The sequence below is a fragment of the Amycolatopsis taiwanensis DSM 45107 genome (assembly GCF_000519205.1).
Taxonomy (GTDB): domain Bacteria; phylum Actinomycetota; class Actinomycetes; order Mycobacteriales; family Pseudonocardiaceae; genus Amycolatopsis_E; species Amycolatopsis_E taiwanensis.
The window spans coordinates 108,156-127,534 of the sequence record NZ_JAFB01000026.1; the positions used below are offsets into that span (position 1 = coordinate 108,156).

Annotated in this window: 13 protein-coding genes and 3 pseudogenes; 7 read left to right on the forward strand and 9 right to left on the reverse strand. The window is 68.8% G+C overall.

Features of this window, described 5'->3' with window-relative positions:
- Positions 1 to 17 precede the first annotated feature (17 nt).
- Positions 18 to 110, reverse strand: a pseudogene (locus A3CU_RS55705) (IS5 family transposase); the annotation flags it as partial.
- Between the two features lie 201 nt (positions 111 to 311).
- Here A3CU_RS55705 and A3CU_RS50595 point away from each other — a divergent pair.
- On the forward strand, positions 312 to 1,559 hold the full coding sequence (locus A3CU_RS50595; RefSeq protein ID WP_063628864.1) for an HNH endonuclease: 1,248 nt from the start codon (positions 312 to 314) through the stop codon (positions 1,557 to 1,559).
- Positions 1,560 to 1,651: 92 nt separating this feature from the next.
- On the opposite strand, the pseudogene A3CU_RS51240 reads toward A3CU_RS50595, so the two are convergent.
- From A3CU_RS51240 to eccD, 3 genes and pseudogenes are all read right to left on the reverse strand, one after another.
- Positions 1,652 to 1,837 (reverse strand): annotated as a pseudogene (locus A3CU_RS51240) (IS30 family transposase); the annotation flags it as partial.
- Between the two features lie 169 nt (positions 1,838 to 2,006).
- A complete protein-coding gene (gene eccB / locus A3CU_RS0121100; RefSeq protein ID WP_027943989.1) occupies positions 2,007 to 3,437 on the reverse strand; it encodes a type VII secretion protein EccB in 1,431 nt (476 codons plus the stop codon).
- A gap of 4 nt (positions 3,438 to 3,441) precedes the next feature.
- The gene (eccD, locus tag A3CU_RS0121105; RefSeq protein WP_027943990.1) at positions 3,442 to 4,815 is read right to left on the reverse strand and encodes a type VII secretion integral membrane protein EccD; all 1,374 of its coding nucleotides are present in this window, start codon (positions 4,813 to 4,815) and stop codon (positions 3,442 to 3,444) included.
- 106 nt (positions 4,816 to 4,921) lie between these two features.
- Between eccD and A3CU_RS54000 the strand changes: the two genes are divergently transcribed.
- The 3 genes and pseudogenes from A3CU_RS54000 (at position 4,922) to A3CU_RS0121115 (ending at position 9,190) form a co-directional block, all read left to right on the forward strand.
- On the forward strand, positions 4,922 to 7,252 hold the full coding sequence (locus tag A3CU_RS54000) for a protein kinase domain-containing protein (protein ID WP_052371930.1): 2,331 nt from the start codon (positions 4,922 to 4,924) through the stop codon (positions 7,250 to 7,252).
- A 182-nt stretch (positions 7,253 to 7,434) separates the two neighbouring features.
- Positions 7,435 to 7,743: pseudogene (locus tag A3CU_RS55710) on the forward strand (DUF6907 domain-containing protein); the annotation flags it as partial.
- A 175-nt stretch (positions 7,744 to 7,918) separates the two neighbouring features.
- Entirely contained in the window at positions 7,919 to 9,190 is a 1,272-nt protein-coding gene (locus tag A3CU_RS0121115) for an HNH endonuclease signature motif containing protein (RefSeq protein ID WP_043841954.1), read from the forward strand.
- 147 nt (positions 9,191 to 9,337) lie between these two features.
- Here A3CU_RS0121115 and A3CU_RS0121120 read toward each other — a convergent pair whose 3' ends face one another.
- From A3CU_RS0121120 to A3CU_RS0121135, 4 genes are read right to left on the reverse strand one after another with little or no spacing between them, the layout of a single operon-like run.
- Complete coding sequence (locus A3CU_RS0121120) at positions 9,338 to 11,452, reverse strand: transglutaminase TgpA family protein (protein WP_043841956.1); 2,115 nt, start codon at positions 11,450 to 11,452, stop codon at positions 9,338 to 9,340.
- Positions 11,449 to 12,567 carry a DUF58 domain-containing protein gene (locus A3CU_RS0121125; protein WP_027943993.1) on the reverse strand — a complete coding sequence of 373 codons (1,119 nt, stop codon included), beginning with the start codon at positions 12,565 to 12,567 and terminating at the stop codon, positions 11,449 to 11,451. Before A3CU_RS0121125 ends, A3CU_RS0121120 begins: the two co-directional genes overlap by 4 nt.
- A 2-nt stretch (positions 12,568 to 12,569) precedes the next feature.
- Positions 12,570 to 13,523: an AAA family ATPase gene (locus tag A3CU_RS0121130; RefSeq protein ID WP_027943994.1), complete on the reverse strand. Its 954-nt coding sequence runs from the start codon at positions 13,521 to 13,523 to the stop codon at positions 12,570 to 12,572.
- A complete protein-coding gene (locus A3CU_RS0121135) occupies positions 13,520 to 15,625 on the reverse strand; it encodes a fibronectin type III domain-containing protein (protein ID WP_027943995.1) in 2,106 nt (701 codons plus the stop codon). The genes A3CU_RS0121130 and A3CU_RS0121135 overlap by 4 nt, the downstream gene beginning before the upstream one ends.
- Before the next feature lie 444 nt (positions 15,626 to 16,069).
- Between A3CU_RS0121135 and A3CU_RS0121140 the strand changes: the two genes are divergently transcribed.
- A complete protein-coding gene (locus A3CU_RS0121140) occupies positions 16,070 to 17,074 on the forward strand; it encodes a type VII secretion protein EccE (RefSeq protein ID WP_245617239.1) in 1,005 nt (334 codons plus the stop codon).
- Between the two features lie 122 nt (positions 17,075 to 17,196).
- Entirely contained in the window at positions 17,197 to 17,634 is a 438-nt protein-coding gene (locus A3CU_RS0121145) for a hypothetical protein (protein WP_027943997.1), read from the forward strand.
- A gap of 74 nt (positions 17,635 to 17,708) precedes the next feature.
- Here A3CU_RS0121145 and A3CU_RS45860 read toward each other — a convergent pair whose 3' ends face one another.
- Entirely contained in the window at positions 17,709 to 18,539 is an 831-nt protein-coding gene (locus A3CU_RS45860; RefSeq protein WP_052371948.1) for an ion transporter, read from the reverse strand.
- 195 nt (positions 18,540 to 18,734) lie between these two features.
- Here A3CU_RS45860 and A3CU_RS0121155 point away from each other — a divergent pair, with 195 nt between their 5' ends.
- Positions 18,735 to 19,358, forward strand: a complete 624-nt coding sequence (locus tag A3CU_RS0121155) for a TetR/AcrR family transcriptional regulator (RefSeq protein ID WP_027943998.1) — start codon at positions 18,735 to 18,737, stop codon at positions 19,356 to 19,358.
- The last annotated feature ends 21 nt before the right edge of the window (positions 19,359 to 19,379 follow it).

Here is a 19,379-nt window from a genome sequence, read left to right on the forward strand (position 1 = left end):
TGCAGCTCACCCTCGGTCCGCGCGCCCGCCGCGTGCTGATGCGCCCGGTTGATAGCGGAGTCCACGCTGAAATCCCACGTGATCAGCCCAGCGGTGTCGGCGCGCGCCTGCAACGCCGTCACGACGTCGATGATCGATCTACCGGAGACCTCGCCTATTTGATCAACGACACGCCGACCTCGCCAGAACCCAGGTCAAGACATTGAAACGCACCCTAGGCCGACTCCCAATTCTCACATTGTGTTCGATGGAGTGTCGCTCGCCTGATCGATATAATCGAGGTATTCCGTCTGCGAGAAAAGGACTCCCCCATGCTGTTGAACCTGTTTTCGTTGTGCGGCGACGATATCGTCCGCATGTCCGACGACGCTGCGGTCGAGACCATGACCGTGGCGCGAGAAGCGATCTGCCGAGCCGAAGCCCTCCAAGTTCACGCGCTCGCCCGATTATGCAAGATCCGTGGTCATAGCAGGTGGGTGGCCGATGAGGTCGCCCTCGACCTGGCCCTCAGCAAACACGCCGCTGATGGTTTGGTCGGTGCGGTGGAGGTGTTGACCACCCGGTTGCCTCGGTTATTGGCCGCTATGGAGGCGGGGGAAATTGATCTGCGTACGGCGGGCAAGGTTTGTGAGGTAACGGCGGCACTGTCGGATGAGCAGGCGCGTAAGGTGGATGAGAACATCGCGGGGCGGGTAGCGGGTAAGGACGCGGAGAGGGTACGCAGGATGGCGCGCGACGCGGTGTGCGCCATCGACCCGGATGGGTATGCGGAGCGAGCCAAGAAGCGACGAAAGGACCGGCGGGTCGAGTTGATCCATACCGGCGAGGGAATGGCTCAACTCTTCGCCTACCTGCCCGCGGAAATCGCCTCGGCGATCTATGTTCGGGTGGATGGCATTGCCCGCAAGTTGAAGACCAAGGACGAGGACCGCACACTCGACCAACTACGGGCTGACGTCCTCGCCGACCTCGCACTCGGTAAACACGAGGGCCTACCCGGCGTGCTCGCCCAGGTATATGTGCACGTGCCCATCGACGCGGCACTGGGCATCACCAACGATGGATGTCACCTCGAAGGACACGGCCCCATACCGGGCGAGCTCGCCCGCCGGATCATGGCAGACAAGAACAGTGTGTGGCGGAAGGTCACCTGCGAGCCGGTCTCCGGCGCCGTGCTCGACGTCGGCCGCACCCGCTACCGGCCACCCGCCGCCCTGGATGAGTTCGTCCGCGTCCGGGACCGCGAATGTCGAGTAGCCGGATGTCGCCGACCGGCACAACGGTCTGATGTAGACCCTCATCGTGACTACCGACGCGGCAAGAACGGCCGCACCGCCAAGGAGAATCTCACCTGCCTTTGTCGTCGGCACCATCGACTGAAGGACGTTGAAGGATGGCGCTTCACCCTCGACGAGACGACGGCCGAGCTGACGGTGACGACCCCGACCGGACGCGGCCACACCACCCGGCCCGAGACCATCCTCAAGCCCGCCGTTGAAAAATCCGACGAGTCTACAAAGGACAACTTGGGCGACGACACCTCGGAGCCGCCATTCTAAACCCACAACGAATCCGCCCGTGGCGTTACCCTCTTCTGGCGAACATGCCGAACTCGTGGCGGCGAAGCGACGGGAAGTCAAGGGGGAGCCAGCCGGGCGATTTGCTCTGGACTCCATGCCGTGGCCCAGCGTCGGTCCTGGACATAGCGCCGCGGTCGCTCGTTGGCGGCGAGTTTGGCTATTTTCGGGCGGCGGGCTTGCCGATCGGCATGCCACTGCGCAACCGAGGCCCAATAGTCCAGGCGACCACCTCGAGTGGCCGCGTTGCGTCGTAGCTCCGCAATCGCTGCCCACGCCCCTCGCTCGGAACCGTCGGCGACGGCTACGACAACGCGATGCGAGCCGTGAGACGCCTGTAGAACTCATGGCCGCCGAACCTGCTCGTGCCCCAAGCGCTGTCTCCCAGTCGAGGTCGTGCACACCGACCACCACGGCCTCGCTGAGGGTTCAGGACACCACACGCTGAGCCGCCACCGGATCCAGCCCAGCCCCCTCCGGCACCCGCGCCACCAACCCACCCGGCAACCGGACCGGCGTGGCAGCCGAGTACCCGAGCATCTTCAGCACATCCGAAGAAGCCAGCGGATACCGCCGCCCCATGTCGGTCACCAGCGTCAAGGTCCCGGAAGGCGCACCGGCGGACGGCAGGGCCGACACCAGCGCGGCCCGGCCCGGCGGCACGTAAATCCGGTCAGCCAACGGGGTTCCCGCGGCCGATCGCCCGGTCGTCGTGGACCACGCATTGGCCGGCGGCAACGTCGCGCCGAGAACCACCCGGGGCGTCACGTTGCCCGGATCGAAAGTCGCGCACGCCGTGACCTGGTTGTCTGCCAACGGAACGATCGACGGCCGGGCCGTCGGCGCCGCGTCCGCCGCAGCCGCGACGGGATCGAGCCGCCGAGCAGCCGCCGCCAGCATCGGGGCCAACGGAAGCGCCTTGGGCACGCCACCCGGATACGCCGCCTGCGCCACGTGAGCGTCCGCCAGCTGTATTTCGTACTGCAGCTCGGTGATCGGCCGCAATGCGTCGTGTTCGGCAAGGTAGTACTGCCGCCCGCCACCAGAGGCCTGTACCACCAGCAACGACCCGATCAAGATGTCGGTTCGCCCTGGCACGGCCGTCGACGGTTGTCCCGCCTGCGCCACCTCGACCGGCTCGATCGGCGCGCCTTCCGGCAGCACGTCCAGCCACGCCTGGTCCACCCTCGCCCACGGTTCGGCGGTCAGCGCGAGCCCCGTGCCGACCGTGCCGTAGTCGTTGATCTTGTGCCGGTACCCGCGCCAGACCACGTAACGGTCCCCATTGGACACCAGCTCCACCAGCAGCGCCTGGTCGCCGAGTCCGAGGCCACCCGACGGCTGGGCACCCGCCATCAACACCGACTGCGCGATCTCGGTCCCGGACGCGTCGCTGGCCGGTGTCGAGCACAGCGACCACGAGCCGGTCAGCAGCTTTTCCGCCGCGGGCAACCCATTCGGCGCGCCCGCGATACCGATCCTCGGCCCCCTCGGCACGCCCTCCAGCGAATTCCGCGAAACCTCCACAGTCGACCGGTAATCGCCGAGCAGCAGCAACGCGGACGCGTAGTTCGCGACTGGGTACAGCTTCTCGTTGAGATACACGTACTGTGTGCCGGTCTCCTTCTCGACGATCACCGCGGACTGCGTGCGCCAGGAGTTGTTGCCGCCCGGCACGATCATCCCATACACGCCGACACACGCCAGCGATATGATGGCCAGCGCGATGCCGACGAACGCCGCGCCTGCGGGACGGCGGAACGGCGGTTGTTGCGGGTCGGTCTCCCTGGTCACCAACGCGGAAATCGCCCGCTGGACGAGGAACTGGTACGCCTGGAGTTGATCACGTTTCGACGCCACGTGCTCAGCCCCCCAGCCCGCGCACGAAGCCGTACAGCTCGAGCACCCAGCACGTCACGGGCACGAGCGCGGCCATCAGCAACATCTCGGAGTACTCGGCGATCCGGCCGAGATAGGGGTTCGCGGCGCGGGTGGACAGCAGGCTGCCCGTCGCGATCACGCCCGCCGCCACGGCGAGGAGCAGTGCACCCGCGGACACCAGCGGCATCGCGCCTGCCGTGCCGACGACCAGGCAGGCCGCGCCGAAGATTCCGGTCGCCAGTAAGGGGATTCGTTGTCGCAGCGTCGGATACAACCTGGCCCGTAACAGAAAACCGGCCGAGAGGACCGCGACGAGCGTCACCGAGCCTCCCCCGCCGCCGCGGATCAGCAGCACCTCGCAGCACATCACCACCGCGGACGCCCCGGCGAGCATGCCGGTGAGCAGCCCGTCCGCCCTGGCAACCGCGGCGTGGACCCGGTCGATCGGCGGCGGTGGATCATCTCGGACCAGGTCCGCCGTCGAACGCGGCAGCACCGGCATCGGCACCTTGCCGAGCCGCAACGCCAGCGGCGCGAACCCGATGGACAACACCAGCACCGCCGCGGCGACGACCCCCGCGGCCTGGCGACCTGGCAGGTCGGCGGCCTCGGCGAGGATTCCGCCGAGCACGGCGAGCAGACCGGCGGTGGCCGCCCCGGCGAACAGGGTCTGCGCGGCGGCGACGCCGAGGTAGCCGACCAGCGCGGCCGCCGAAAGCGCGACGCCCGCGAGGATGAGGTGCCCGGCCGATAGGTCGGTCACCGCGTAGCCACCGGCGAGCACCAGGCCCCCGCCGATGAACGCGAACGGCAACGCGGGGGCGGCGATGGCCGCGCCCGCTTCGGCGTCGCCGACCGCGCGGGCCAGCACGACGCCCGCGACCAGGAGCATTCCGGCGACGCCGAGCGCCCAGGAGGCCGGCGCCGGCCACGGGGGTCCGGCGCGCAATACCGGGACCAGACCGAGCAGGATCGTCGTGGCGCCCACGGCCAGGCCCGCGAGCCGGGTGTGCCGCGGCCCCCAGGCCCGGCCGGTGTGGGTGGCGCCGGTGGCGATCGCGTCGACGACGTCGTCGTATTCGGGCTCGGGCCAGTTGGTGCGTGCGCTGGCCAGGTGGAGGATCTCGCCGTCCCGGACGCGGTGCGCGGCGAGCGTGCGGCCGAGGTCGAAGGAAGTCCCGTCGGCTCGGCGCAGCTGCCAGCCGCCGCCGGGGACGCCCTCGTCGGCCAGCCCCTCACCGGCGCGGGCCAGCAGGCCGGGCAGCAGTTCGGCGAGGCTCGCGTGCTCGGGCAGCGCCATGTCGATTCGTCGCCTCGGGGCGGCGATCGTGATCCTGATGAGACCGGCTGTCTGCATGGGACCAGGTTCGGCGCTGCGACGATTTTCCGGGCGGTGAAGGCAGGAACCTGCCGTGCGGCACGTTCTTGGGGTGTGCGCGGGCGTTCTGCTGGAGAATGGGGTCATGAGCATCGAGAGCAGTGGCATGAGGCTGCTCGGCGAGGGGCCGGTCGCGACGGTCTACGCGGGGTGGGTGAACGGCGCCGAGGTCGCGGTTAAGGTCTTTCCGGGCGGGTTCGACCGCGAGACCACGAAGGCGCTGGACCGTGAGCGGAAGGCGCTGGGCACGGTGCGGTCGCAGCGGCCGGTGCTGGCGATCGACGAGGTGATCGAGGCGCCGGACGGCCGGTCGGCGGTGCGAATGGAGCTGTGCCGGGGTTCGGTGGCAGGGTTGCTGGGGAAGCCGATGCCGCCGGAGTATGCGCTGGCTGTTGGCTGGACGGTGGCGACCGCGCTGGCTGAAGCGCACGAGGCGGGTGTGGTGCATGGTGGGGTTACGCCGCACAACGTGCTTTATCGCGCCTCCGGTGAACTGGTCGTGGCTGACTTCGGCCAGGCACTGCGCAGGCGTTTTCCGCGGGATCCGATGTATGCCGTGGAGTACGTGGCCCCCGAAGCGCTCCGAGATGACGCGCTGTCGGAAGCGGCTGACCTGTACGGCCTCGGCGCGGTGCTCTATGCGGCGCTGACGGGCGCACCCCCGTTCCCGAAGCGCACGGGGCAACTGCCCAGCGAACGAATCCTCCAGGTCCTGCGCGATCCGGTGCCGGCCTTGCGGGTGCCCGATGTCCCAACTGGACTGTCCGAGGTGGTCGGTCAGCTACTGGCGAAGGACCCGGCGAAGCGGCCCCAGGACGCGGCAACCGTGGCGAGGACGCTAGGGCAGATGTACCACGCAGTGACTGGAGGCCGGGCCAGGGAAGAGGTCGAGTTCGACGACTTCGCCGGCCAGGCCGCGGCGGGATCTGCCGGGGCGGGGGCGGCGGCGGCGCCGGGACAGCAGCCTTGGCCAGTGTGGTCAGGGCAGCCGTGGCCGGGGCAACCGGTGCAATCAGGGCGTTCAATGCAGCCCTGGCCAGGGCAGGCAGCGCAGCAGACCGGCCCCACACAGTCCTGGCCGGTTCGGAACGGGTTTGCGCCGGCCTACCCGGCGCAACCAGCTCCGGCCACCCATCCCCGGCCGCCGCAACCGGCCAGCTTCGCGGGACCGAGTCAACCCCCGCGACCAGCCCAGCCCGCGCCGAACCAGCCGGCCCGACCAATCCAGGCCGCCGGACCGAACCAACCAGCCCGGCCCGCGCCACAAACCGGGCCAGCACAGCCAGTCCAGGCGGCACAGCCAGTCCAGTCGGCACAGCCAGTCCAGTCGGCACAGCCAGTCCAGTCGGCACAGCCAGTCCAGCCGGCGCGATCGGTCCACCCCACGGAACCAGTCCAACCCGAGCAGCCGACTCAGCCCCGGCAGCAGACCGAGCCCCGGCAGCCCGCTGAGGCCGTGCGAACGGTGCAGCCCGCTGAGGCCGTGCGAACGGTGCAGCCCGCTGAGGCCGTGCGCACGGTGCAGCCTGCTGAGGCCGTGCGAACGGTGCAGCCTGCTGAGGCCGTGCGAACGGTGCAGTCGGCTCAGCAAGTCCAGGCGCGACCGGACCAGTCGACGGAATCACTACCCCCGGCCCCGGTCGCCACAGTCGCCACGTCCCCATCGGTCACCGCGACCGCCGCGGTCGGCGCAACCACCACGCCCGCCCCCGGCCCCGCAACCACCGCAACCACCGCGGCCGCCGCAGCCCCGGCGAACACCGCAGACACCTCGGTTACCACAGCCACCCCGGCCACCGGGCCGGTCGGGGTTACCGCAACCGCCTCAGCCGCCACGACTACCCCACCCGTCGAGACCAGCGTGACCGCCGCGGCCACCCCGGCCACCGGGCCCGTCCCGCCTACCGGGCGCACCCTCGTCTACTCCGTCGGCGGGGCGGACTCGTCCACAAAGGACAAACGCGCGCGGATCGAGTGGCGGCCTGCTGTCCTGGTGGGCCTCGGCGTCGTGATCGCGGGGCTCATCGTGGTACCGATCATCGTCACGCAGGACGATTCGGCCGGCCAGACCGGCGCGCCCGCGTCCGAGACGTCGCAGGCCCCGGTGTCGTCAGTGCCCGGCTCGGCATCGACGATGCCCGCGTCGCCGTCGGACGTGCATCTCGTGCTGGCCCCACCGACCGACCTGGGCACGCAGATCCAGCTGAGCTGGAGCGCCGACGGCGACCTCGACTTCACCGTCGTCGTCGCGGGCGAACGCCTCGACCCGATGACGTTGGTGGCCAACCGCCGCCACACCATGACGGTCAACGTCGACCCGGCACGCAAGTACTGCTTCCAGCTCCGCGCCACGGACGGCGCCCACATCTACACGACCGACCCCGTCCCGGTTCGCGGCGGGGTCTGCAACCCCTGACGCAACCTTTACGAAACGGGCTACAACAATCACAACCCGAGCGAGATAGTCACCAGATTAGACTCAAAAAACGAATAACAAGCGTAGGACAAAGCCCGTAAAACAAGACGGCCCCCGGCGGTGCGCCAACACCAACCGAGGGCCTTGATCGACTGATAAGGAGTCGACCCATGAGTGATTCTATGCCCCTGCCCTTCTGGCAGAGTCACCCGTGCCCACCCTGGTGCGCCATCACCCACACCGACACCGACTTCCCCGAAGACCGGATACACCGGCCGGATCAGGAACTCGCGGCCGTCCCGCTGACCATCAACGACCCGGTCCACTGCCAACGCCCAAACGACTCGTGGTACTTCGAACCTCCTCTGCTCCGCGTCGACCTGGAGCAACACACACGAGAAACCGCGCCACGCATCCTGCTTAGCGAACCCAACTCGGTCGGATACACCCTCACCGCCACCGAAGCCCTCACCATCGCCCACGCCCTTGTCAAAGCCAAAACTCGCCAACGAAACACCCTGATCAACCGCAGGAGCCGCGTCGAGAAGCGCTGCCTCGCTCAAGGGACAGCGCTTCTGATTTTGCTTGTGGCCGCTTGCACGTACCCGCAGCACATTCACTCGAACGTGTGTCGAACACAAGCCCGAAACGATATATTATGGAAGCGTGTCCGAGCAGACTCCCACTTCCCGGTTGTGGCAGGTCCCCGATGGGGATCTCGCCACGATTATGGTGGCGTGCGAGGAAAAGCTGCGGACCGGCTATGCGGAGATGCTCGCGATCGTCGGCGAGATCGAGCAGCGTGGGCTGGCAAAATCGTTGGGGTTCAAGGACACGTCCGCGTTCCTGACGGATGCGTTGCGAATCTCCGGGCGGGAGGCCAGACAGCGGATCGAGCATGCGGCGGCCATCATGCCGTCCTCGTCGCTGACCGGGGTGCCACAACCGCCGCCCCTGTCCGCCACCGGTGAAGCCCTGGCCACTGGGGATATCAACGCAGAGCACGTTCACGCGATCACCGCGATCTTTCAGGCCTGCCCCACGGAAATTCCCGCCGAGCAGCGCGAGGCGGATGAGCGGATTCTGGTGGAGCTGGCTCGGCAGGCCGGGCCCGAGGCGGTGCGGAAAGCCTGCCGCCGGTTACACGCGATCTGGGAACAGGACACCGCGCCACCGGAGGACAAGGACCGCGAGCAGGTCAACCCGCCACGCCGACTGGACATCACCCACCGCAAGGACGGCAGCATCCGCTTCAAGGGCGAACTCGACGCCGAAACCGCCGAAGAACTCGACGGACTACTCGGGCCGCTGGCCAAACCACACAAGAATCCCGCAACCGGCGAACACGATACCCGCACCGCCGCCGAACGGGCCGGAGACGCGCTGGCCGAGATCATTGCCCTGGCCGCCCGCTGCGACGAACTGTCCACCCAAGGCGGCGAACGCGCGGTCATGATCGTGACCGTCACACTGGCGGAACTGGAGGACCGTGTCCAGCAAGCCCTCCTCAACGTCCCCGGACTGACCAGCATCGACGCACTCCGCCGCCTCGCCTGCGAGTCCAAGATGGTACCCGCGATCTTCGGCAACAATGCCGCACCCCTCTACGTCGGGGACGCCTCCCGGTTCGCCACCCCCGCCCAACGCCGCTACCTCACCGCCCGAGACGGCGGGTGCGCGTGGCCGGGCTGCACCCGTGGTCCTAAGTGGACGACGCCGCATCATGTGGTGGCGTGGTCGGTGGACAAGCGCACCGATGTCGACAATCTCGTACTGTTGTGCACTCGCCACCATAGGATGGCGCACCACACGGCCTGGGAGGTAAGGATGAACGGGCATCTGCCCGAATTCATCCCGCCACCCTGGATCGACGAACAGCGAAAACCCATGCGCAATCTCGCGCACGCACCTCCACCCGAATACCAACAAGCCGCATAATCCCGCAGGGCGTCAGCACCGGACAGACAACACCATCGCCCGGGCACTGCCTCCATTACCTTCTTGGTGGCCCCGCAATTGGGCGACCGGCCTCCGGAGCCGGCGTGACTTCTCCTCTTGCCGAACACAGGCCCTGGCGCACCCCCGCTATTGACGCCGCAAAGTCCGGGCTTCCAACGCCGCCCGCAACCGGGCACCCAACGGACGCCCGGCGAGGCTGCGGCGTACCGCCCGGACCTCCTCCCACGCATGCCCGGCCGCGCCATCAGGCACCGGGGCACCGGACCACAAAGCGGCATCCAGCACCTGGGCCAGCCGCCCCATCGGCTCCCGAATCCGCCCGCCCAGCGTCGAGTGCGCGGCGTCCGCCAAGTCCCGCGGGGTCATGCCGATCCGGTACGGGACACCGTGTGCGGTAAGCCTGTCGCGCACCTCCGCCCACGCGCCCAGCACCCCCTGCCTCCTTCGACGACGGAGCGCGCGGACGGCCTTCGCCAGCGGGACACCCGCCAGCCGGGCCACGATCAAGGCCAGGCCCACAGCACCGACCGTCCACCAGAGCCAGGAACCCATACCCGTCGTCGCACCGGCGGCGTCGTCCTGGCCACCCGGCGGCAGCTGTGGCGGGCTCAGCTTGTTTTCCGGCGGCAGTTGGGCCCTTGCCTGCGCTGCCGCCTTCGCGAGGCCGGACTGTGCCTGGCCCGCCTGGACCGCGTTCCGCACCGGGTCCAGGGGAACCCAGCCCACTCCGGTGACCGCGACCTCCGGCCACGCCACCACATCGCGGTTTCGCACGATGTGGAAGCCATCCTGGACCTCGCTCGAGCCGCGATAGCCGACCACGAGCCGGGCCGGGATGCCCACGATCCGGGCCAGCGCCACGTACGCCGCCGCGAACTGCTCGCTCGTCCCACGTTTGGTATCGAGGAGAAACTGTTGCAGCTGCGGCCATCCGTGCCCGGTCGGCAGATCGTCACCGACCGCGACCTGGTAGTGCTCACTCAGGTACCGCTCGAGTTGCAGTGCCGCCTGGAAAGTGGGGCGCAAGCCATGCAGCGCGTCGGTGGCCAGCGCGCTGATTTCCGTTGGCACGACACCAAGATCCCCGAGCCCCCCGGCCGCCTGCGTGTCGACCGGCGCGGCGGCGAGGCGGGCGGAGTCGACCTCGGGCGCCGACCAGGTCAGCCGGTAGCTCGACGCCACCGGCTGGTCCAGCAACAGCGTGCCCGCGGACTGGTCCACCAGCGAGGCCACACCGTCCACTGCGACCGGGTTCGCCTGGCTCGGCAGCCACGGCCCGGACTCCTCGCCCACCCGCACGTCGGCCGTGTTCTCGGCGGCGCCCGCGACGCCGTGGAGTCGCGCCCCCATGCGTTGCAGCCGCGTGTCGGCCGTCCAGTTCACGCCGTCGAAACCGTCCAACGTGATCAACCGCCACCGGTCGACCGCGGTGTCGCTGCGATAGCGGAACACCTCTTCGCCGGGGTCGCTCAATCGCGCGCCGATCTCGTCCAGCGGATTGGTGAGCTGGTTTTGCGGCGGCGGCGCGGGGTGGCTGTCCGCGAGGCGGTAGGGCGCACGCCCGGCCGGGTCAAGGCTGCCGAGCGCGACGGCTCCGGCCAGGACCGCGATCACCGTGAGCACCGCCAGCAGCACGCCGGCACCGGTTGGCCGCCGCGCCGGACGGTCGGTTGACCGGACCGTGCGCTCGGCCCGCATCAGCAGGCCCGCCGGGGCCAGGTACGCGACCGCGGCCAGGAGAGCGGAGACGCCGGGCAGCGCAAAATATGCCTGGGAGAGCCCGGCGACGGCCAGGCTCGGCAGCAGCGCGAGGAGCGGTTTTCGCCAGCGCAGCAACAGTTCCAGGCTGACGGCCACCGCGAGCAGCACCGCCAGCGGGACGAACAGCAACTGCTCGGCGTCCGGCCTGGCAGGCAGGGTGGACTGGAGGGTGAGCAGCCAGCTTCTCGTCAATCCGCTTTCCAGTGCCCGCAGCGTCGCCACCGTAGGCAGCCCGGCCGCCGTGGTCGCGAACAACACCGCCTCCGTCAGCCCGAGCAAGCCGGTCAGCGCCACCAGAACCGGCCGCCACGGCAGCAGACCCGGCCAGCGCGCGGACAGCTCGACCCAGCCGTATCCGACGAGAACGACCACGAGGACGGGGACGAGTACCGGCACCAAGCCGAACACCGGAGCGAAGAGCAGTCCGGCGACGGCGGTAGCGGCGAGCACCCCGGCCACCGCAGGGCGGTTCAGCGTCACTTGGCCCCCAAGGCATTCCACACCGCGACTGCACCGGCGGCATCCGGGGCGCCGATCCACCCCAGCCCCGATGACGACGGCACACCCAGCCGGATGACCGTGTCCGGGCGCCATCGGCGGGCCGCGCCCAAATCCGCGACCGGGCCAGTGATCACGGCCAGCACGCCGCCCGGCCTGGCGGCGGTCACCGTGGCCACCGGCATCAAGGGCTCGTCATCTCGAGCGTCCTGCGCCATCAGGCACAGTTGGTCCAGCAACGTTCGTACCACCCGCAAACCGCTGTCTACCGGGGTGTCCAGGCCGGCCGGGGTGATCAAGCGACAATGCTGACCCGCCATTGCCGAGGCGTACAACAACGACGCCGCCACCTCGACGGCCTCCTCGAACATGGCCGGACTCATCGCACCAGGGCGGGTATCGAGCACCGTCGTGAAGCGAGGCTGCGCAGGATCCGCATAGTCGCGTACCATCAGCTGGCCGGTCCGGGCCGTTGCCTTCCAGTGGAGATACCGAACCTCATCCCCGATCACATATTGCCGGACTTCCCGCAGATCCGCCGAACCACGCAGCGGCGGATCGGTGATCGGCCCGTCATGGTGGTGCCGCGGATGTCCGGCACGCACCGGACGCGCCGGATGCAATCGCGGATACGCCCACAGAAAAGCGGTACTGCCCACGGTCCGGTCGCCCTGGGCAAGGCCGAAGGGGTCAAAACGGTTCAGCGCCAACGGTCCTGCCTGGACCCGCCCACGCCGAAACGTCGGCAGCTCGTAGTGGTACGTGGCCTCCGCGCCGGGCGCGAGCGGGCGCACCCAAACCTTGCGCGTCTGGGCCCCCGCCCGGTCATCCGCGGCGAAACCGCCCTGTCGTCGGGAAGTTTCGTTGCGCACCACCAAAGTCGCCAACGCCGGTGTGCCCCGCTCCAGCCGGTCCGGCTGCACCGACCGCTCGATCTCCACCTTCGGCCGGAAAACCGTCGCCACCACGGCCGCGAGCACGGCGCCCAGCAAGACCCCGGCAACGGCCCGGAAAAACGGGTACCCAGCCAGTTCCCCTACCAGGTAACAACACACGGCGCCGACGAGCACGGCGACGCCGCGGCGGGTGAGCCGCACGCTTACCGTCCACTCGCGACAGTCGGCGCGGCGGTGTCGGCCAGCAGTTCGTCCACCACCTCACGGGTCTGCCGCTGGTTCAGCTCCGCGTCGGGGGTCAGCACCAGACGATGCCCGAGCACCGGATGAGCCACATCCTTCACATCATCCGGCGTCACGTACTCACGCCCGTGCGTGGCGGCGAGCGCCTGCGCCGCGCGGATCAACGCGATGCTGCCACGCGGGCTCGCCCCGTACCGGATCGCCGGATGCGTCCGGCTCGCCGCGGCCAGCCGGACCGCGTACGAGACGATTTCCGGCGCCAGATGGGACTTGCGCACCTGGGTTATGACCTGCTGCAACGCGGCGATGTCGAGCACCGGCCGCAGCTCGTTCGGGGTGATCCCGGCGCAGTCGCCCATCACCACCATCACCTCGGCGTCATGCTCGGGATACCCGACCGACAGCCGCATCAGGAACCGGTCCAGCTGCGCCTCCGGCAGCCGGTAGGTGCCCTCCATCTCGATCGGATTCTGCGTCGCCACAACGAAAAACGGCCGCGGCACGTCCTGACTGACCGAGTCGACCGTCACCCGGTGCTCGGCCATCACCTCCAGCAGCGCGGCCTGCGTCTTGGGCGTGCCCCGGTTGATCTCGTCGGCCAGCACCACGTTCGCGAAGATCCCGCCGGGGTGGAACTGGAACTGCTCGGCGCCCTGGTGGTACACCATCACGCCGGTGATATCCCCGGGCAGCAGGTCCGGCGTGAACTGGATCCGGCTCCACCGGCCACCGATGCTGGCCGCGATGCAGCGGGCCAAGGTGGTCTTCCCGACCCCGGGCACGTCCTCGATCAGCAGGTGCCCCTCGGCGAACAACGCCGCGACGGCCAGCCGGACGGTGTCGGCCTGGCCGCGCAGCACTGTCTGCACGTTGTCGGCGATGAGGTCGTAGGCCGCTTTCGGCGTCAGGGTCACGACTTACCTTTCTGGCTTTTCCACAGGCTTTTCGAGCGGGTTCCGGCCAGCAGCGCGGTCGGGAAGAGCAGGAACACGAAGCCCGCCCCCGGGTCGCCCAGCCAGCTATCCGTGCCGGTGCCCTCCGAGTTCTTGATGGTCGCCTTGACCGGCACCGAACCCGCCCAGAACGCACTGTTGAACGTGATGGTGGTGATGCCGTTGCACGGCACCCAGGCGGAGTTGACATTGATGAAGGTCGCCATGCAGGTCGCGGCCGCACCGTTCGCGTTGGCGTCGACGGTGACGACCAGGTTGCCGCCTTGAGATGCGCCATGAACCTTGACGATCTTCACGGTCGGTGGACCGGCCGGGATCGTGACCTGCTTCGTACCGGCGGCACCGGTGAGCTGCGAGCCCGAGCCGTACTTGGTAAGTGCTCGGACGGTCACGGTGACGGTGCCCGTCAGCCCGGTGAGCGTCGTGGAGGTGCCCGACACCGAGCGGCTGCCCTGGCCGGAAACGGACACCTGGTAGTTCACCAGGTCCGCGCCATGCAGGTTGGGCGCCGTCCAGGACACCGAGACCCGGCCCGAACTGACGTTCGCGGTCACGACGGGCGCGTCCGCGGGCTGCCCGAGCGTGACCGATTTGGCGCTGGCGGCGGGGCCGCGACCCGCCGAGTTCTCCGCGGCCACGCTGATCACGTAGGACTTTCCACTGGTCAGACCGGTTAGTGTCGTGCTCGCCGACGATCCGTCGACGGTGGTCGAACCACCCGGCCAGGAGACGACGTATCTGGTGATTCGCGATCCGTTGCTCGGCGCGGCCGACCACGACACCTTCACCGAACCGTTGCCGCCGACGGTCGCGCTGACCCCCCTCGGCGCGCCCGGCACTGTCGCGGACGCGGTGGTCGGCGGGCCGGCGGGCGGTGGCGCGGCAGGTGGCGGCGCTTGCTGCTGGGTCTCGGTCTGCGGGCCCGGGTTCGGCGTGCGGTGAGACTGAGCGTCGACGTCCACGTCGGCGGTGGAGCCGTTCTTGCCGTCCACCACCAGCACGTGCGAGCCGTCCGGGTTGTCGACGTAGATCCGCCCGTCCTGACCGGCGGCGGGCTTCGACGCACCACCTGAGCCGGGAATCTTCTTCGTGCTCTTCAACGCGCCGGTGCTGTCGTAGGTGAGCACGTCGTTCCGGGTCTGGTCCACCAGCACCACGGTGTGTGCGGTGGCGACCGGCCCGGCGAACCGGCTCCCGGCGGGCAGGCCGACCGATACGGGCTTGACGACCGGGCTGTCCTTCAGCAGCCCGGAGGCGTCGATGAGATGCAACTGGCTCTGGTCAGGATCGGCGACGGCGAGCCGCCCGTCGACGGTGCTGTTCGCGACCTGGACAGTAGAGCGCAGATCGACGCCGATGTTGGCTGCGTCGCCGAGCCCATCCGTGCCGACGGGGCTCAGCGTGTCGGCGGTCGTGTCGATCACGACGAGCTGATCGTCGACAACGGACAGCGCTCCGTCGTGGCCCTGTGGCAGGCGCGCGGGGCAGGACGGCAGCGTCGCGTCCTTCGGCAGCTCGCAGATCGCGCCGTTGTCGATGCGGTGAATCCACACCGTCCCATCGGAGGTCGCGACGGGGTCGGACACCGGCCCGCCCGCGGCGACGGTCGCCATTGGATCGCCGAGCCGGACGATCTGCCCAGCGTTGCGGTAGACGAGGTACGGACCGCCGGCGACCTCCAGCACCACCGGTTCCTCGGTGGCGGGCGGGGTCGCGCTGTTCTCCACGCTGAGCGTCGACTTGCTGAATTCGGTGATGCGGGTCCGCTCGACGACGTACCCGGAGCGAGCTCCCTGCGTCACCTGGCTGCCCTGCGCAACACCGGGCACGCTTGCCCGCGCGTCCACCTGGCCAGTGGCACCGTCCACGTGGTACGTGGACTGGGACGCGGTGTTGTAGACCCAGTGGCCGACCTGGATGAACTGAAGGCTCGGCGGCAGCGGCACGTTGCCGGTGAGGGCCATGCAGACCGCCGCGACGCAGCACGCGACCACGACCACCGCGGCACGGCTGCGCACCGCCGCGCCGAGGAAGCGCCGCAGTCTCGAACTGGACAGATCCATCGCCACGTCGGGATCGTAGCGGCGCCGGATACACGGCGGATACATCTGGCGGCAAAACCGGGCCGGCAACCGAAAACCCTGTCACCGAAAACTCAGGTTCTCCCGGAAAGCTGGGCGGGGACGGCTCGAGGAGGAATTCCGGTGACTCATCTTGGCGCGCCCCAGGCATTACCACGGCACTTGCCCGCACCACCGCAGGCAGTTCCCGCCGCGCAGCCGACTCCGTATGGCACCGCGAGCTCCGCCGCGGCGGGCTCGCGCGAAGCGGCTCGTGCGGCCGCGGTGGCCGCATTGTCAGCGGCTAGTTCGGCCCAGGCGAGTTCGCAGTGGGCGAGCCCACAGTGGTCGAGCACCACGCCAACGACCGCATCGCGCGAAATACCGGTTACTCCGGCGAAACCAACGCCGTCCCGACGCCGTGAACGGCGCCCGACCACCGTCCGGGTGGTCCAGATCATCTGCTGTGAGCTCGCGGTACTGGCGCTCGCCCTCACCATCGGCCGCTCATGGGCCACGACCGGTTCCGTCGCTTTTGGATCTTTTGTCGTCGTGGCGATCACCGCGGCGCGAATCCGCGGCCGCTGGGCCTACGAATGGCTGATCCTTTCCTACGGTTACCTGTCGCGTCGACGTGATCGCGACTTGCCGGGCGCCGCCGGCGGAGCGCTGTTGAGGTCGATCGCGCCGGAAACAAAGGGGTTTGAGGACACTCTCGACGGCGACCAGGTCTTCCTGGTCAGCCGCGCGGCGGGAATCAGCGCGGTCCTGCAACCCGCACCGGGTCCGCTGCCGCCCGCCGAGGCGATGCTGCCGCCGTCCGACGAGCGTGGCCTGGCCTTCGCCGTGCAAGTGATCCACCACGTCGGTCCGGGCGGCGGGCAGGCGCCGCGGGTGTGGGTCGCTCTGCAGGCGCTTCGCACGATCGACGTGCATCAGGACACCGACATCCGGCGGGAGCTCGGCAACGCGCTGCGGCGGGTGCGGCGGCGACTCCGCCGGGACGGCCTGTCCACCGTCGCGCTGGGCGAGCGCGAGTTCTGTGGCACGGTCGCCTCGCTCGCGCACGTCACCGCGGGCCGGGGCCGAGTGCGGGAGGAGTGGCGGCTCTGGCACAGCGGGCCGATCGCGCAGGCGACGTTCCGGCTCGGCGGCTGGGCACGCCTTTCCGCGGCGTTCGCGCCGCAGGTGGTACGCGGCCTGCTCGCGGCGGCGCCACACGCGGCGGTGACGATCTCGGTCACCACAAGCCGGTCGGCCACCGCGACCCGCACAGACGCGACCATGCGCGTCGCGGCGGCGAGCTTGCCAGTGCTGGAACAGGCCGCACAAACGCTTGCCCGGCTGGCCGACGGCTACGGCCTCGCCACGGAAAGGCTCGACGGCCGCCACGCCTGGGGCCTGGCCGCGACCCTGCCCATCGGCCTCCCCGAAACCCCACGATCGCGGTAACCCGCGCTCCTGGTCAAGGTGCGGTATAAACCTACGGGAGGGCAAGAAAACCAGCGGCCAACCAGCAGCCGGCATCTGGTGTCGAACCCCCCACCCTGCGCCAAGGACCGCCAGGAGACCGCATGGCGACCACACCACCGCCCTGGCGACGCCTCGCCATAGAAGCCCTCTTCCACGCCATGGAAAAGGACCAAGACGCCGTCGACAGATCCATGACCGAACTCATCCAGACCCACGGCACCGAAACCATCCCCGAAGCCGCCACCCTCTGGGCTGACGCCCTCATCGCCAATTGGCCAGACCTCCGCAACAAGGCCCACCGCGGATTCACGTTCTACAACGAAGAAACCGGACAAGACCGGGACATCAACGACGTCCACCCAGCCGTCGTCTGGGCCGCCCGCTTCATAACAGCGCGAGCACTGAACGACGACGACCAACTCGAAGCCCTGTTCGCATCACCCCCCAGCGACCGGGCCTACGCAGACTGCGTCGAAGCCCTCCTTGACACCGTCGCCACAAGCCTCCGCAACCTCACCGAGGGAACCACCGATTCCTGACCGAAGTGCGTCGCCTGCAACCGACACGAGACTAGAGCTGGTAGTCGTATCGAGCTTTACGTTTCGGGAGCCCATCATGGGGTGGACGCCGGGCTCTCGCGCCGCTCGCGCTCGGCCTCGCGCTGGAGCGCGGCGTCGTGCAGCGCCCGCAGTTCCCGGAGTTCGGCCAGCACCAGCTCCAGCGTCGCGGCCTGATCCTCCGCCGATTTGGCCGGCTCGGTGTCGTTGCGGGAGGTCTGGGCTTCCATCGCGTTGACCGCGACGGCGATGAACAGGTTGAGCACGGTGAACGTGGCCACCACGATGTAGGCGACGAAGAAGATCCACGCCACCGGTTGCTCGGCCATCACCGTCCGGGCCACCTCCGACCACGCCTCCCCGGTCATCACCTGGAACAGCGTGAACAGCGAGTCACCGAGGTTCCCGAAGTACTCCGGTGAGACCCCGCTGAACAACTTGGTGGCCATCACCGCCGACACGTACAGCACCAGGACCAGCAACGCCGCGATCGACACCATCCCCGGCAACGCCCCCAACAACGCCGCCACCACCCGCCGCATGCTCGGCACCATCGAGATCAACCGCAGCGCACGCAGGATCCGCAATGCCCGCAACACCGAGAACGCACCTGTGGTCGGCAACAACGCCACGACCACGATCACCGTGTCGAACCAGTTCCACGGGTCACGCAAGAAACTCCAGCCGTGCGCGTAGATCCGCGCCACCAGCTCCACCACGAAGATCACCAGCACGGCCCGGTCCACCACGTGCAGCAGCGGACCGTACTCGGCCACCAACACCGACGAGGTCTCACAGCCCAGGGTGACCGCGTTGAGCAGGATCACCCCGGTGATCACCTTCTGGAACAACGGCGCGTCCACGACGGCACGCACTCGCTCCCGCACACCCACTCCCGCACGCCTCCAACACGACTTACTCGCCAGCCGACGAAGATCAACCTATCGAGTGGCGCGTCAGGCCGGTGTCGAGCGGCGCTACTCGAAAGCCGTCTGGACGTGGACTCTGCGGCATGACTACACGAATGTGTAGTATCTTATCCGTGCGTACAGTAAAGTACGCACGCGTGTAGGAGGGGAACGATGACCGAACCTGATTCGGAGGACCTCACCGCCCGCGCCCGGATCCGGGACGCGGCGTTGCGGCACTTCGGCGAGCACGGCTTCGACCGGGCGACGATCCGCGGGATCGCCGAAACGGCGGGGGTGTCGTCAGGCCTGCTGCGCCACCACTTCGGCTCCAAGGAAGCGCTCCGCGATGCGTGTGACGCCTATCTGGTCAAGGCCCTGGAGCGGATCAACGACCAGGTCAGGACCGACGGTGCGGGCGAAGGGGTGAACTACGTCGCGGTCACGGGGGCGGCGTTCGGCCCGTATCAGAAGTACATCGCACGTGCCCTGGGCGAGGGGCGGGCGGCACCGCTGTTCGACAAGCTGGTCGAGCTGGGTCAGCAATGGCTGGCCGAGGTCGACGAGAAACGCTCCGACCGCCCCGATGTTCCGATCGAGAAAAGGGCCGTGGTAAGTGCGGCAATGACGTTGTCCATCGCGGTTCTCCACCAGCACGTGTCACGCGGGCTCGGTGTCGACGTGCTCAGCCCACAGGGAGCGGAGGTGCTGGCCCCGATCCTGCTCGACCTCTACTCCCATCCCTACCTCAGTCCGCAGGAGGCCGCCGAGCTCCGATCACGTCTCGGCAAGGACTGAACCTCAGCAAACTCAAGAAAG

Excerpts from the sequence above, each read along its gene's own strand:
- A3CU_RS50595 (WP_063628864.1), top strand. The coding sequence starts at position 312 with ATGCTGTTGAACCTGTTTTCGTTGTGCGGCGACGATATCGTCCGCATG.
- eccD (WP_027943990.1), bottom strand. The coding sequence starts at position 4,815 with ATGCAGACAGCCGGTCTCATCAGGATCACGATCGCCGCCCCGAGGCGA.
- A3CU_RS54000 (WP_052371930.1), top strand. The coding sequence starts at position 4,922 with ATGAGCATCGAGAGCAGTGGCATGAGGCTGCTCGGCGAGGGGCCGGTC.
- A3CU_RS0121135 (WP_027943995.1), bottom strand. The coding sequence starts at position 15,625 with ATGGATCTGTCCAGTTCGAGACTGCGGCGCTTCCTCGGCGCGGCGGTG.
- A3CU_RS0121145 (WP_027943997.1), top strand. The coding sequence starts at position 17,197 with ATGGCGACCACACCACCGCCCTGGCGACGCCTCGCCATAGAAGCCCTC.
- A3CU_RS0121155 (WP_027943998.1), top strand. The coding sequence starts at position 18,735 with ATGACCGAACCTGATTCGGAGGACCTCACCGCCCGCGCCCGGATCCGG.